Source organism: Fluviispira sanaruensis, assembly GCF_004295685.1.
In the GTDB taxonomy this organism is placed as follows: Bacteria; Bdellovibrionota_B; Oligoflexia; order Silvanigrellales; family Silvanigrellaceae; genus Silvanigrella; species Silvanigrella sanaruensis.
In genome coordinates, this window is sequence record NZ_AP019368.1 from 3,017,393 (window position 1) to 3,030,965 (window position 13,573).

Below are 13,573 nucleotides of genomic sequence, written 5' to 3' on the forward strand. Positions count from 1 at the left end.
ATATTATGAATTCTTTTTGTCATTTTATCTAAGGAAATATATCAACTTGAAAAGAATATCTAAAAAAATACAACGTGTTAGAATAAAATCAAGCTTTGCTTATCTACCAAGTCTCGTGATAGATAATCTTAAGCTGGCTGAAAATTTAACGACAAAAAACAAAACACCATCAGATATTGCAGACACTGTCTTCAAGCACACTGGGATCTTTGAAAGACGCTATGCCCTAAGCTCAGAAGCAGCCAGTGATTTAGCTATTCAAGCGATTCGTGCTAGTTCAATCGATATAAGCTCAGTCTCTGCGCTGCTTGTGGCAACTACTTCAGGGGATTTTCCATCTCCTTCGACTGCAACATTTGTCCATAAGGGACTTAAACTCAATAAAAAAACCCATTGTCTCGATATTGCCAGTTCCTGCTCAAGCTATCTCTCCGCTCTGCGCAGTTCATTCGGTTTTATCTCTGCACAAGAAAATACTCTTGTGGTCGCTACAGAACTCAAGCATAAAGGGCTCACCGAAAATGATTTGCGGACAAAATCACTTTTTGCTGATGGCGCAGGTGGAGTTTATTTGACAAATGCTGACGAAAATGAAAAATGTGATTACTTCGTCTTTGTCCATCAAGAAACCCAATCTGAACTTGCACAAAATATTATTATCCCAGTTGGCGGATCAAGAGAACCAGTTACCTTAGAAAACATTGAACGCAATAAACTCTCATTTGCAGATGCTAAATTTATGTATTTACAGACTGTGAAAGCAATCGCGAATGCGATAGAACATAGTTGGAAAACTAGAAACGAATTTTTAATCACGCAAAAATGCAAAAATATTGCTTGCACAATTTTTATCCATCAAGCCAATAAAAATATTTTGATTGATGTAAAAGAAAAATTGCCCAAGGAAATTTCTGCAAATATTCCGACGTTAATGGCCGATGTAGGAAATATGGTTTGCGCATCTCTGCCCGTTCTGAGAACTCGTGTGCTTTTTTTAAAAGCGATCTATTTTCACACACGCACTGAAACTGCAAAAGACAATCTCGTAAATCGTTTTTTAACTTTGTGTGATAATAATTCTTTTTTCTCATTTATAAAAGATGAGAAAGGAATTTGCTTTAAAACTCATTTTTTTGCTGAAGAAATTTCTATCTATGATGCTTCTACAAATAATATGAATGAAAGCTGGCTCGCGCACATAGATGAAAATGAATATAATTCTTTGCAAAAAATATTTACAAGCGAATACAAATTATACGAAGAAAATAAAGAGTATCAATTTTTAGATATTTGGATAGCTGCTGGAGGAGGATTTCAAACAATCGGTTTATTGCATGGAAATATGTTTGGAAAATAATTATAGTTGCAATATGTAAATTCATTTAAAAACTCAAGAATAAGGCCTTCTTTCCTTAAAGAGTTGACTATATCACTAAGAGAATGACTCCATTCATAAGCCAAATGAGAAAACTTTTCGTTAAAATCAGCATAGCTTCCATTAACTTCAGAACAAATCGTCACATCTCCCTCGAAATAAGCTTCAGTCAAGTCCGTCCACTCTGCATTAAACATATTGGTAAAAGGATGAAACTCAACAATATAAAATATTCCGCCCGGCTTTAAGCAATGCACTATTGTTTGGGCCCATTTATCTAAGAAAGATCGATACCAGTTACTTTTGCTCCTAAATGTGCCCATGAAATTGAATCTTGCCCCAAATGACATTGTAAGTGCAATAGCGATTTACCATGAACGCAGCCAAGCTCTTTTAACTCAATTTCTTTTAGGGAATTTTTCTTAGTTTTAAAACCTTCAATATCATAAAATGCAGTTTTATAATTTATTTTAGCCCAATTATTCCATAATGAAAGATTATTATTTAAAAGATTATCACTCATTTTTAAGCTTGTTTTCATCCCCTTTGTATCTCCGTAAATATTTAAATTTTATTCATACTCATCTTCAACAAGTTTTTCTTGCGCATAAAAAAGAACAAGATATAGTTTTGCATGAAGAATGATTATCTATTTAACACATTCTTTTCACAATACCTATCATTACTTTTAGGAATTATGTATGAAAATTAAAAATTTTATTCCTTTAATCATAGCTACTCTATCACATACCTTTCTTTTTGCGCAAGATAAAAAAATACAATTTCATCTGCAAAATTGGGATGTAGATATAAACCCAGAAAACTTAGAAGTGACTTATACGAATTTGCACGAAAAAAACACTCTTACTTCTACTTTGCAAAAAGATCTTGGAGAGATTGCAGATTTAACCATTAATAGCACGTCTGCACAGTGGGTCTTTCCAGCAAAACAATTATCTGTGTCAGTTACTCTTAAAGGCGACGATCTGATATTTAAATTTGACACAAATAAAGAACAGGTTTTAGAGTGGCCCAATACCATCACAGTTAAAAACTCTAAGAATTTAATCATTCCTGATGGTGAAGGCCTGCTTATCCCTGTACAAAGCCTGTTTTGGCAAAATTCTATTCAGAAATATGATGCTTCAGAATATCCAATGGCGTACGCGTTGACCCTACCTCTTTTTGGTATCCAAACAGATAATAAAATTATATCTTACATTTCTGCAAAAAGCTTAAATAATACACTTAATATTAAAAATCAGTATAATAGAATGTATGTAGTTCAAAGCCATGAATTTAGAAAAATAGATAACTTCCCAACTTATGAAATCACAATTAATTATAACAAAACAACAAACCCAATTTATCCAAGCCTGCTCTTTAAAAAACAATTAATACAAAAATCTCAATTCATAACACTTACCGATAAAGAAAAACTCAATCCGAATATTAATAGACTTTATGGAGCTATGCACACTTATGTATGGGGCACTGGGAGAACTGTTAAATTTTTAAATGCTTTAAATAAATTGGGTATTGAAAAAATGTGGATAGGCACCGATGAAGGGGAAAAAGACAAATATAAAATCTCTAAAGATTATATTCAAACTGCTCAGGATTTTGGCTTTCTTGTCGGCCCTTATGACACTTGGGAAAACATTCAAAACCCAGAGACTGCAGATACTTATTTATCAATTTTCCCAAATGCCTGGCCGATTGCTGCTGTTATAGACAAAACAGGAGAGCCTATAAAAGGTTTTCAAAATCGTGGTTATGAAGCAAGTTCTCAATATTTTGCTTTGCAAAACCCTTCAAATAAAGACTTAAAGGATCGTTTAAATAAATTTGTAGAAACTGGAATAAATAGTTATTTCTTAGATGTCGATGCCACGGGCACTTTACATGATGATTATTCACCTATACATCCAATGAATATAGAAACAGATTTAAATAATCGCATAGCTCGTATGAAATTAATTTCAGATGATAAAAAACTTGTTCTTGGTTCAGAAACAGCTGTTTATTTATTTGTCCCCTCTTTAGCATTTGCCCATGGCAACACTTCTGTCTTTAATGGCCCGCATTGGAACTTAACCCGTAATAAACAACAATATGGTGCATGGTATCCAACTGAACGACCAAGTTTTTTCTTTAAATCAATCAATGCTCCTGCCGAATATAAAAAAACTAAATTCAATTCTATTTATAGAATACCACTATTCCAAGCTGCATTTCATGAAAGTATTATAACGACGGATCGCTGGGAAATTCCAATAACAAAATTTAAAAATGTAATAAAGGATCGATTATTGTTAGAATTACTTTATGGTATACCGACTAATTGGGCTCTTGATACTCAAATGGTAAAGGTGCACGAAGAACTGCTTAAAAAACTTAATGTTTTTTTCTCCCCGCTGCACAAAAAAATTGCTACTTTGCCTCTAACTCATTTTGCATGGCTGACTGAGGATAAATTGATTCAAAGAACACAATTTGGAGATGAAGTGCAATTAACTGCAAATTTTTCGGATGAAAATTATAAAGATATACCTAAAAAAAGTATTCTATTAATCTGGTTAAAAGAAGATAAAAAAGAAATATTTACCCCTTAACCTTTTCTTTTTTCCCTTCATAAAAGACCTGATCGAAGACCTGTCTTTCTTCCGACATAGTATATGAAGCTCGGGTGTCTTTTATCAATTTCGTAGCAAATTCTAAAACTTCTTGTAAATCACAATTTTGAATTCCCTTGTTTAAAAACTTCATAAGACCTTCGTTGATTTTCTTTTGTGCACCTAAAGCATGTTCTATTCTTTGGGTTTGAATATCTTCGAAATTAAGAGATTGAATCATTGTATACACTTGTGGACGAAGTCTCTCTTCGAGTCGACAAACACTTTCCATGCGTTTAGAAATATCAGACCAAATGTGATCATAAGCATTGGAACTTGAATTGTTATCTATTCCTTTTGCTTCTGCATCTTTTTCCACCGCATCTCTGATTGCAGGAGGCAATAAAGCGGGATTGGCTTGAGCCGCTGCTTCAGCAAAAATATCGTCCGCGCGTGAGTTTGCACGGGTATTTAAGGTAGCAGCTTCGTTGTGGGTCGATTTATTAAATAAACTTTCGAATATCTCTTGAGCAGAACGTCCTTCTTGCACAACTAAATTATCCATTTGTTGAATAGCAGTGGACATGGCTTCAACAAAGGCACGAACATTTGCTTGTAAATCTATCAATTGATATTCCATTAAAACTGAAAAATGAAAGAGCAATTGCACAAGCATATTTTCAGGACTTTTCGCATTTGTAAAGGGAAGTTCTTTTTCCATTAGGGATCTCCGTAACTGAAATCATTCTTCAAAACTTGCGCCTAATTCTGTTAATTTATCCTTAGCTTTCGTATATTTGGGATCAATTTTCACAACGCGTCGCAAGACTTTAATGGCTTCATCCTTTTTTTCCCACAGTATCAAAGTCACTGCCTTATTAAAAAGCACAAGATGATTATCGGGATGTTTCTTTAAAATTTGATTATAAGTTTGCACCCCTTTTTCATAATCCTTGGAATCGCGGTAACAAATAGCCAAAGAATTTGCATAACTCACATTCTCAGGATCAAGGTGCACAGCTTCTTTCAAAAGTTTTAACGCATTGACATAGTCTTTTTTTGAAAAATAACAAAACCCCAACCGTTCAATAATATAAGGATGTTTTAAGCCTGCGCCGGTTGCTATGCTTAAAATTTGAATACATTCTTCAATTTTATTCTGTTTCAAGAGCATTTCAGTGCAGCTTTCATAACGCACGATATTGAGCGGGCTGACAGCCACAGCTTTTTTTAAATCTTCTAGAGATTTTTCATTTTCATTCATACTTGCGTAAATTTCAGCGCGGACAACATAGGCATGAACATAGTTTTCGTTTCGTTCAATGCCGAGGGAGGCAAACTTTAAAGCCTCTTCTAATTGTTTTTTTATTAAGAGAATCCGTGCCATACCTACTGGAGGGCGGGCGGCTTTGTGTGAAACTTTGAACAATTCTTGATAGACTTTTAAGGCTTCGTCATATTCTTTGTCGCGCATTTTAGATTTTGCAAATTCATAAATTCGTTCTGGATTTTTGGGATTGATAAAAGCGTTATAAGCGCTGCGGATTTTTGGCATGAGATCGCCTTGTGAAATGGGACGCACAAGCAGATCATCCATACCCACTTCAAGCGCATACATCAATTCACCTTTATTTAAGGCCTTGGAAATAAGGACAAAAGCAGGTCGATAACAATTGTGATCTTCACTCAATTCTTTGAGCATATCGTAACCATTGACAAACTCAAGATCATCGCCTTCAATGGCAATATGAACAGGTTTTACGCGTAATTCCGCTAAAGAGGCGTGACCATCCCTATCTGTTTTGACATTGGAAAAACCAAGCTTCTGCAAATGGTGCTTTATAATCAGACGAATTTCATTATGGGCTTCACCCACATGAATAGAAAGATCCGTGCTAAATGGGGTTGGTTCACTTAAGCCAAACATCTTAAAGAGATCAGTATGTTCCACTCCAAATAGCCTCCACGCGAAGCATTTTGCAGTCTCAAAAGAACTCTTAAGATTCTGATTTCCAAGGAAAAAATATTAAGAAATTATTGCCCCAAGCCCGTAGCTAAGAGTTTTCTTCCTTTAGAAAATAGAACTTCAATTTTATTGAGCCCGCTTTCTGCAACCACAAAGCCAATACCAAAAGATTTATGATTGAGTATTTCACCTGGTTTGAATCGTACAGAAGCTTTATACTCTTTAGCGTGTGAAACATTATTTTTTTGTGCACTTAAGCGCGCTTCATATTGAGCAATATCTTCTGAAGTTCCAGCTTGCATACTTAAAGGCAGCTGAGCAACTGACTTTGTACTGGTTCTCGATTCGGAGTCATCTTTCTTTCTCGATTTTGCTTTTGCCTTACTTTTTTTCTTTACCCCAGGATCATCCCCTGTTAGGCGTTTAGCCCCTGCATCTAAATCAAGATCTTGTTCTTCATCACGTTCCATTTCCCGAGTTCCTCCTTTAGCTAATTCAGCCTCAGATTTTGGTGAGCGATATAGTTTTTCTGACTTACATGTATTGCACAATACCTTTTCAGGCTTATTATTTGCGCCACAAGTTACAATAGTATGAGTTAAATTCATCTTGCAACGATTGCAGTAAGCTAAAATGTCATTTCCTACTCTTGATGAAGATTTTGACTGCGATGAAATAAAAAGTGAATTCGGACCATCCGTAATTGCCATTTTTCCTCCAAATGGATCCAACGAGAACTAAAATTTAAAGAGAGAGAGCGATCTGTGCGCCCGCTGTTTGCCTGAGTGTTGTATCATCGGAATCAGTCTTGACAAGTGTATAATAGAGACGAAGCACTGGACCATTAAAAAAAATTCCTGTTCCCCAAAAAAATCTTGATTCATTTGGATTATAACCAACACTTCCTTTAATATCAAAGAATCTATGAACTGCAACATTAAAGCCACCCACTGCCGATAAAAATCCCGATTGTGAATCGAACAAAGCATCGGCACTTAATGTGTAATAACCATCTAATACTACAGTAGATATCCCTGCATCAAAGGTTGTTGGGTTATATTTATCAAACATACCAAGGCTACTTAAGCCCAAAAATATAGGACGTCCGCTTGCAAGGTCAATTTGATAAAATAAACCTGCACCCATTCTATAATTTTCTGCTTGCCATTTCCATTTCTCAGTCAATATCAGTTGCTGATATTCAAAAGACAGACCAATACTTAAATTTTTAATTTCAGGAATTTGATAAGCAAGTCCTAAAGTAAATCTTCTATCGCGCTCAATGTCATCACTTGAAAGAGTTTCTCGAGCTCTTAAAACCGTAGCGACAGGGGTTAAATAAGAATCAAATATTCCAAATTCAACCATATCGGCCCGTTGTTGCCACGCTGTGCCACCAAATAAATAATATTCTTTTTTTAATGCTGGCAGAATGGCTGGATTGGCATCTACCATAGAGGCATCCCCTGGTGCAGCAGCGCCTGCACCACTTAAAGCTGCCAAAGTAGAAGAAGGGGACATTAATGAATAAGAAGGCTTAGGGGTATCAGCAAAACTTGATTCTTGAAAAAATAAATTGGACAAACAACACTGGACAAAAATAATATTCTTTAGTTTAAAGGACATTTTGAACTCCAAAAGAGAGATGCTTTCCATATAGAAAGGAAAAGATATCATGACAGCAAAAGGTTCTCTTATTTCAAAGCTTCGCGCGCGAGGCCTCATAGCACAAATAAGTCACGAAGAAGAATTAGAACAATTGCTTGCCAAAGGAAACAAAAATGAAAAAGGTTTAATCCATGCAGCCTATTGTGGGTTCGATCCCACTGCCGCAAGCCTGCATGTGGGAAATTTAGCCGCTCTTATGCTATTAAGAAGAGCGCAAAATGCTGGATTGCAACCTATCGTACTTTTTGGAGGAGCCACAGGCTTGATTGGCGATCCCACTGGGAGAACCGATATGCGGCCAATGAATTCAAAAGAACAAATCTTAGAATATATTGAAAACTTTAAAAATTTAGCAAAACGCTACTTCGATCTCAATGCACCCAATGCCCCTATTTTTGTCAATAACAATGACTGGATCGGGCCTATGAGCTGGATTGATTTTGCCCGCAATGTCGGTTGTCACTTCACCGTTGCGCGCCTGCTCTCTGCTGAAGTCAATCGCTCCCGCTTTCAAGAAGGTGGCTTAACCTTTATGGAACTCGGCTACCAATTGCTGCAATCATATGACTTTCTTCATTTATATCAAAATTACAACTGCGCTATCCAATTTGGTGGTGACGATCAGTGGTCAAACGTGCTGGGTGGAGCCGATCTCATTCGCCGCGTTGCCAGTGGAAAAGCTTTTGCTGTGACCACTCCTCTTCTTGTAGGCAGCGATGGCAAAAAATTCGGCAAAACAGCGGGTAACGCAGTTTGGCTCGATGCCAAAATGACCTCGCCTTATGACTTCTTTCAGTTCTTCCGCAATGTGCATGATGCCGATATTTTAAAAATGTTCAATGTCTTCACCTTACTTGAAAAAGATCAGATCGATAAAATATTTGAAAATCCAAATATCAACGAAGTGAAAGAACGCATGGCTTTTGAAATCACGCAACTTGTGCACGGTGAAAGCGAAGCTATTAAGGCATTAGAAACTTCTAAAGCACTTTTCACAGGAAAAAGCGGTGATCTTTCCAATGCACCCACAACAGAAGTGGAAAAGTCTGAAATTGAATCAGGAATCGACATTTTAGCCTTACTGGTAAAATGCAAATTATCCACCAGTCGCGGCGAAGCGCGTAAACTTGTGCAAGGCAATGGGCTGTATTTTAACGGCGATAAGTTAACAGATTTTACATATAAAATTAAAGACAATGATTTTCAAACAGAACAAAATGCAATTGTTTTACGTAAAGGCAAAAAAGATTATCATTTGGTGAAGCTTGTTTAGTTTAATAAAACTTGCCCTCGTTCTCACCCTTTGGGTCTAAGATTTAAATTTCAATGTTGTTCATTGTATTTAAAGAACTTAGAAAGCAATTTAATAGCTGACTCAATTCTGTGTTGATTTTTATTTTTGGACTTTGTAAAAACAAATTCTAACAGTGCATCAAATAATTTTAAATTATCTTTCCCAACTTTTTCTATTATTATGCTGTGTAATAATAAAGAGATTTTAACGATTCTCACAAAATGAGATGAATCGTTTTTGTCAGACATAAACTCCTGCATATACTCTGTACGCGTGTCTAAATCCAAGGCATGTAAATTTTCTAATAATATTTTTTCCCAACCATATAAATTTCTTACGTTGGGCGAAAGATTATTTTTAATTTCAGTATATAAAAACTTATTGGGATTGTCTAAATAGTAAGCGAATTCATGCAAAGTCATATTATCTAGACTGCCAAAAGCACACAAGGTTTCTATAGCATTAATGAATTTACAGTCTTCAGGATACCCTTCTATTTCTAGCTTTCGATAGTTTGAAAGGGACATTTCTAAAATATCTGCAATATTTTGAGTCGTATACTGTGAGCGATTGCGAAAGCCTTTTAAAAAATGTGTAATTCTTTTTGCGTAATATTTTGTTTGCTCATCGTTTAAGACTTTTTTCATAATCATATCCTTGTAAATTTTTCAGGGAATATTTTTTTAATATCAGAAAAAGACTTTGGCTACTTTTCAATAAAACCATCGAAGACTTTACGTTCTTGGTCGCTACAACGCACCTCAGAAGATAAGAAGCATGAGTTTTTATAACCATATCTTCTTAAAACATCGACAAAATTCATTTGCACAATATTTTGTTTGAATTGCAATGCACAACCTATAATCTCATAAGAGTTTATTTTACCATTAAATTGATGTGTATATTTTTTGTTTTTTTAAACTTTTTTACAAATACTCCATTTAATCAAAAATTTTAACTAGAATTTAATTGTAAGTTATTACTAAGAATTATAAATTAATTATGAAATGCTATTTATCGCATACAAAGTTCAAATAATTTTTAATGCGATCTTACAAAATTTTTTAAAACACCCTTATAAACAATTGGTTTTAATAAAAATAGACTATTTATAAAGTTTCCTTTTTCCATTTTTATATCTATAGAGAGTTTGCTTTTATAATTAAAGCATATGAAAAGGAGTTTAAATATGAAGTTTAAAGGATTATTTGTAGTATTAAGTACATTTTCTATTTCGCCTATTTTTGCAGGTTATGGATCCGATAAGGACAAAAATAATAATGATAATCAGTATTGGGTTCATCAGCATTTGAAAAATGCAAAAGAATGTGAGAATAAATATTATGAATTAGAAGGAAAAGACACTCGTAATTATACACCATTAGAAAAATATAATCACGAACAAGACAAACACAGTGCCTATTTTTGCTGGAATTATAATTTAAATACTGCCGAACACTATAAAAATAAAAAATAATATTTATTTTCTTCTCTTTTTTCTATTATCAATGACTATTGATAATAGAATAGACGACCCAATTAAAACGCCTATAATTAAAAGGGACCAAACAATTGGGAATTTACCGCCAAAAGCTTCATTCAACCAAACCATTTTTAATCCCACGAATATAAGAACTGATGCAAGCCCGTATTTAATAAATGAGAATCTATCCATCACACCTGAAAGCATGAAATACATTGAGCGGAGCCCTAAAATTGCAAAAATATTAGAAGTAAATACAATCATAGGTTCTTTCGTTATGGCAAAAATAGCTGGGACAGAGTCCACTGCAAAAATAATGTCACTCAGTTCTAAAAATATAAGAGCTAAGAAAAGAGGAGTCACATAGATCTGACCATTTTTACGTAGAAAGAATTTCTGCCCTTCTATTTGTGGATGAACTCTAAAAACCTTTTTCAGTTGCTTAATAATAAAATTATTTTCTAAGTTTTGGGCTTGAGTTCCTGCAAAAAACATTTTAATACCAGTCAAAATAAGAAGCGCTCCGAAAAATATAACTACCCAATGGTATTGCATTAAAATTGAGCCCATGGCGATAAAAATTGCCCGAAATACGAGAGCCCCTATAACACCCCAAAAGAGGATTTGATGTTGATACTTTTTTGGAATTCCAAAATAGGAAAATACGACGGCAAAGACAAAGATATTATCTATGGCCAGTGACTTCTCTACAATCAGGCCCGTTAAAAATTCAAGGGCAGTGGTTTTTGCTTGAATTTTTGCATCAAAACCAACAATCGATGTATAAATTTCATTCGTTGAAAATTGATGCAAAGCATAAAAATAAAAAAGGATGTTAAATATAAGCGCTAAGCTAATCCAAACGGTCGTCCATATGGATGCTTCTTTGAAACTGACTTCATGGGTTTTTTTATGAAACACACCTAAATCGAGTGCGAGCAATGCGAGTATAAATCCTGAAAAACATAAATAAAACCACCAATATTCATTAAACGGAAAAAGTATCATAACTCTATTCTCCTTAACACTTTTTTACGCCCTAAAGTAGGATTGAGATCTAAATTAATAATTTAATCTTAATCTATATAAACTGATTCCAATAATTTTTTTACATCCAAACGGCCATAGCGAGAATTTTGCAGAGAATCGGATGGATTGTAATTTATATTTGCGGATGAGAATATCTTTTGTAACGTTGTATTCACATCTGTTTGAGAATTCATTCCATAATATATGGATAATGCTGATACGACGAGTGGCGCTGCAAAACTAGTTCCGCCCACAAACGCAAGCTCTCCATTTTTATTATTTAAGCGCATAAGTGCCCCTTGAGCAGATAAATCAACAGATTTACCATAATTTGAAGTGTCTGCGCGACTCAAATCACTGTCATGTGATCCAACAACAATAATATTATTTAAATCATAGCTGGCAGGATAGACGGGATCATTGTCGATATTTTTCCCATCATTTCCAGCTGCACAAACGAATATAACACCATTCTTTACTGCATTTGCCATTACAATTTTTTCAGCCATTACAACATTGTCATCTGGTTTTTGTGAATATGCAAAACTTAAATTAACAATTTTTGCTCCTAAAGATATTGCCTCATCCAAAGCAACTGATATTTGTAAAGAGCCAAATCTTCTTTTATCAATATTTTCATTATCACTTGAGAAAGAAATTTTAACTGAGTGTATTTTAGCATTTTTGGCATAAATATTATCGATACTATAAGCTGAAACACTTCCTGCTAAAACTGAAGCAATAAATGTTGCATGTGAAGCCCAGTTATTTATATTTGAATCTCCAGAGATATTTGTGCTCGACGCAAGTGCATTTTTAATAGAGAGAGTGGCAGGAACAACTCCTGAATCGACAATAGCAACATCGATAAGGTTTAGTGTGATATTATTGCTCTGTAAATAATTATATGTTTCATCGAACCTAGCTTCACAATAAGCTTCTAAACAATTATCACTATTTCTTGTTACTGTTGCAGATTTTAAAATATCACTCCGATTTTTTTTATTTTTATCTGGAATCGTATAAATATTTCGAGCATATATATTTTGCAAGTTTCTTTTTCCAATATCTACAGATTTCACTGCGATCATATTGGGAACTGATTTATATCGATATATGACTTTTTGTCCATATGTTAATAACTCACTGTCTGTCATACTCGATTCAATAACATATGAGCCATCAGAAGTTGTATCAATCGTTGAATTAAATGGATTGAAACTACTACAAGATGTAAGGACCAAGAACACAAAAATTATAAGAGAAATACTTTTAAAATAATGCATTGCTCCGCCTAAGTTGGGATTTTGGCATTAAATTGTATTTTTTTAAAAAGTATTTATATTGTATATTTAGTTTAAATTTTTATTTATATACTGTCGCTTTATCAGATAGGTACAATTTGCCATGTGCACTTTCGCGGGCTTTAATGTCAATAAATAAAAATTTATAAATATTTTCAGCTGCTGCTTGTGGAGTTAACATTTCGTTATTATTTATAAGTTCTTTATATTTTTTGACAACCTCTAAATCCGATGATTCATTGGAGATCACATTTGACACCATATCTGTATGAACTGTCCCTGGATGGATAGACAAACAGTTGAGCTCATCGAAAGCGAATCGATAAGACAACCACTTAAAATATAATAAGCAGGCCGATTTCGTTGCTCCATAAAGTTCTAAATTGGGGAAAGGATCCACAGCAGACAGTGAAGAAAGATGCGCAACAAAGGGTGGATTTTGTGAACCATTATCTGTATGTGACATAATAAACGGAAGAATATCTTCGATTATCTCTGCACACGAAAAATAATTTATGCGCATGGCTTCAGCTTGGGACTGCCAAAACAAATGCTTTTCCATACGATTTGTTTCGCTCACCTGTAAAATAGGCATAACCCCTGCGCAATGAATAAATCCGACAATGGCTTTCCCATAGATACTTTTTGACAGTTCAGGAAATGGACTGTCTGATATTGGATTGAGAAGATCCCACCAAACAAAAACGTCTTCAAACTCACTTCTTTTTCTACCCATATGCACTATTTTGTAATTGTTATCTTTCAAAATTTTTGCTAATTCGTAGCCTATACCTCGAGAAAATCCTGTACCAATAATCCATTTTTCAACACTCATTTTC

Annotated in this window: 15 protein-coding genes; 4 read left to right on the forward strand and 11 right to left on the reverse strand. The window is 34.4% G+C overall.

Features of this window, described 5'->3' with window-relative positions:
- Positions 1-46 precede the first annotated feature (46 nt).
- Positions 47-1,357, forward strand: coding sequence for a 3-oxoacyl-ACP synthase III family protein (locus EZS29_RS12670; RefSeq protein WP_172603943.1), 1,311 nt, complete (start codon positions 47-49; stop codon positions 1,355-1,357).
- Here EZS29_RS12670 and EZS29_RS15765 read toward each other — a convergent pair.
- Entirely contained in the window at positions 1,315-1,698 is a 384-nt protein-coding gene (locus EZS29_RS15765; RefSeq protein ID WP_172603944.1) for a hypothetical protein, read from the reverse strand. The genes EZS29_RS12670 and EZS29_RS15765 overlap by 43 nt on opposite strands.
- Positions 1,653-1,916 (reverse strand): class I SAM-dependent methyltransferase, encoded by a 264-nt coding sequence (locus EZS29_RS12675; RefSeq protein ID WP_130611349.1) that lies wholly within the window; start codon positions 1,914-1,916, stop codon positions 1,653-1,655. The genes EZS29_RS15765 and EZS29_RS12675 overlap by 46 nt, the downstream gene beginning before the upstream one ends.
- A gap of 160 nt (positions 1,917-2,076) precedes the next feature.
- Here EZS29_RS12675 and EZS29_RS12680 point away from each other — a divergent pair, with 160 nt between their 5' ends.
- The gene (locus tag EZS29_RS12680; protein ID WP_130611352.1) at positions 2,077-3,990 is read left to right on the forward strand and encodes a glycoside hydrolase; all 1,914 of its coding nucleotides are present in this window, start codon (positions 2,077-2,079) and stop codon (positions 3,988-3,990) included.
- On the opposite strand, the gene EZS29_RS12685 is transcribed toward EZS29_RS12680, so the two are convergent.
- The 4 genes from EZS29_RS12685 to EZS29_RS12700 form a co-directional block, all read right to left on the reverse strand.
- The gene (locus EZS29_RS12685) at positions 3,980-4,711 is read right to left on the reverse strand and encodes a hypothetical protein (RefSeq protein ID WP_130611355.1); all 732 of its coding nucleotides are present in this window, start codon (positions 4,709-4,711) and stop codon (positions 3,980-3,982) included. The two genes, EZS29_RS12680 and EZS29_RS12685, sit on opposite strands and share 11 nt — an antisense overlap.
- Before the next feature lie 21 nt (positions 4,712-4,732).
- Complete coding sequence (locus tag EZS29_RS12690; protein ID WP_130611358.1) at positions 4,733-5,941, reverse strand: tetratricopeptide repeat protein; 1,209 nt, start codon at positions 5,939-5,941, stop codon at positions 4,733-4,735.
- A gap of 83 nt (positions 5,942-6,024) precedes the next feature.
- On the reverse strand, positions 6,025-6,666 hold the full coding sequence (locus EZS29_RS12695; protein ID WP_130611361.1) for a hypothetical protein: 642 nt from the start codon (positions 6,664-6,666) through the stop codon (positions 6,025-6,027).
- 34 nt (positions 6,667-6,700) lie between these two features.
- Positions 6,701-7,582: a hypothetical protein gene (locus tag EZS29_RS12700; protein WP_130611364.1), complete on the reverse strand. Its 882-nt coding sequence runs from the start codon at positions 7,580-7,582 to the stop codon at positions 6,701-6,703.
- Between the two features lie 49 nt (positions 7,583-7,631).
- Here EZS29_RS12700 and tyrS point away from each other — a divergent pair, with 49 nt between their 5' ends.
- A complete protein-coding gene (gene tyrS / locus EZS29_RS12705; protein WP_130611367.1) occupies positions 7,632-8,897 on the forward strand; it encodes a tyrosine--tRNA ligase in 1,266 nt (421 codons plus the stop codon).
- A gap of 50 nt (positions 8,898-8,947) precedes the next feature.
- Here tyrS and EZS29_RS12710 read toward each other — a convergent pair whose 3' ends face one another.
- Positions 8,948-9,565, reverse strand: coding sequence for a hypothetical protein (locus EZS29_RS12710; protein WP_130611370.1), 618 nt, complete (start codon positions 9,563-9,565; stop codon positions 8,948-8,950).
- Between the two features lie 59 nt (positions 9,566-9,624).
- Complete coding sequence (locus tag EZS29_RS16015) at positions 9,625-9,768, reverse strand: hypothetical protein (protein ID WP_172603945.1); 144 nt, start codon at positions 9,766-9,768, stop codon at positions 9,625-9,627.
- 339 nt (positions 9,769-10,107) lie between these two features.
- On the opposite strand from EZS29_RS16015, the gene EZS29_RS12715 reads away from it, so the two are divergent.
- Positions 10,108-10,395, forward strand: a complete 288-nt coding sequence (locus EZS29_RS12715; RefSeq protein WP_130611373.1) for a hypothetical protein — start codon at positions 10,108-10,110, stop codon at positions 10,393-10,395.
- 3 nt (positions 10,396-10,398) lie between these two features.
- Here EZS29_RS12715 and EZS29_RS12720 read toward each other — a convergent pair whose 3' ends face one another.
- From EZS29_RS12720 to EZS29_RS12730, 3 genes are all read right to left on the reverse strand, one after another.
- Positions 10,399-11,409, reverse strand: a complete 1,011-nt coding sequence (locus EZS29_RS12720; RefSeq protein WP_130611376.1) for a TerC family protein — start codon at positions 11,407-11,409, stop codon at positions 10,399-10,401.
- A 68-nt stretch (positions 11,410-11,477) separates the two neighbouring features.
- Positions 11,478-12,716, reverse strand: coding sequence for a S8 family peptidase (locus EZS29_RS12725; RefSeq protein WP_130611381.1), 1,239 nt, complete (start codon positions 12,714-12,716; stop codon positions 11,478-11,480).
- 79 nt (positions 12,717-12,795) lie between these two features.
- Positions 12,796-13,569 carry an SDR family NAD(P)-dependent oxidoreductase gene (locus EZS29_RS12730; RefSeq protein ID WP_130611384.1) on the reverse strand — a complete coding sequence of 258 codons (774 nt, stop codon included), beginning with the start codon at positions 13,567-13,569 and terminating at the stop codon, positions 12,796-12,798.
- Positions 13,570-13,573 lie beyond the last annotated feature (4 nt).

Bases quoted from the DNA above. Each gene is read 5' to 3' on its own strand.
- EZS29_RS15765 (WP_172603944.1), bottom strand. From the start codon at position 1,698: ATGGGCACATTTAGGAGCAAAAGTAACTGGTATCGATCTTTCTTAGAT.
- EZS29_RS12675 (WP_130611349.1), bottom strand. From the start codon at position 1,916: ATGAAAACAAGCTTAAAAATGAGTGATAATCTTTTAAATAATAATCTT.
- EZS29_RS12680 (WP_130611352.1), top strand. From the start codon at position 2,077: ATGAAAATTAAAAATTTTATTCCTTTAATCATAGCTACTCTATCACAT.
- EZS29_RS12685 (WP_130611355.1), bottom strand. From the start codon at position 4,711: ATGGAAAAAGAACTTCCCTTTACAAATGCGAAAAGTCCTGAAAATATG.
- EZS29_RS12695 (WP_130611361.1), bottom strand. From the start codon at position 6,666: ATGGCAATTACGGATGGTCCGAATTCACTTTTTATTTCATCGCAGTCA.
- EZS29_RS12700 (WP_130611364.1), bottom strand. From the start codon at position 7,582: ATGTCCTTTAAACTAAAGAATATTATTTTTGTCCAGTGTTGTTTGTCC.
- tyrS (WP_130611367.1), top strand. From the start codon at position 7,632: ATGACAGCAAAAGGTTCTCTTATTTCAAAGCTTCGCGCGCGAGGCCTC.
- EZS29_RS12710 (WP_130611370.1), bottom strand. From the start codon at position 9,565: ATGAAAAAAGTCTTAAACGATGAGCAAACAAAATATTACGCAAAAAGA.
- EZS29_RS12715 (WP_130611373.1), top strand. From the start codon at position 10,108: ATGAAGTTTAAAGGATTATTTGTAGTATTAAGTACATTTTCTATTTCG.
- EZS29_RS12720 (WP_130611376.1), bottom strand. From the start codon at position 11,409: ATGATACTTTTTCCGTTTAATGAATATTGGTGGTTTTATTTATGTTTT.
- EZS29_RS12725 (WP_130611381.1), bottom strand. From the start codon at position 12,716: ATGCATTATTTTAAAAGTATTTCTCTTATAATTTTTGTGTTCTTGGTC.
- EZS29_RS12730 (WP_130611384.1), bottom strand. From the start codon at position 13,569: ATGAGTGTTGAAAAATGGATTATTGGTACAGGATTTTCTCGAGGTATA.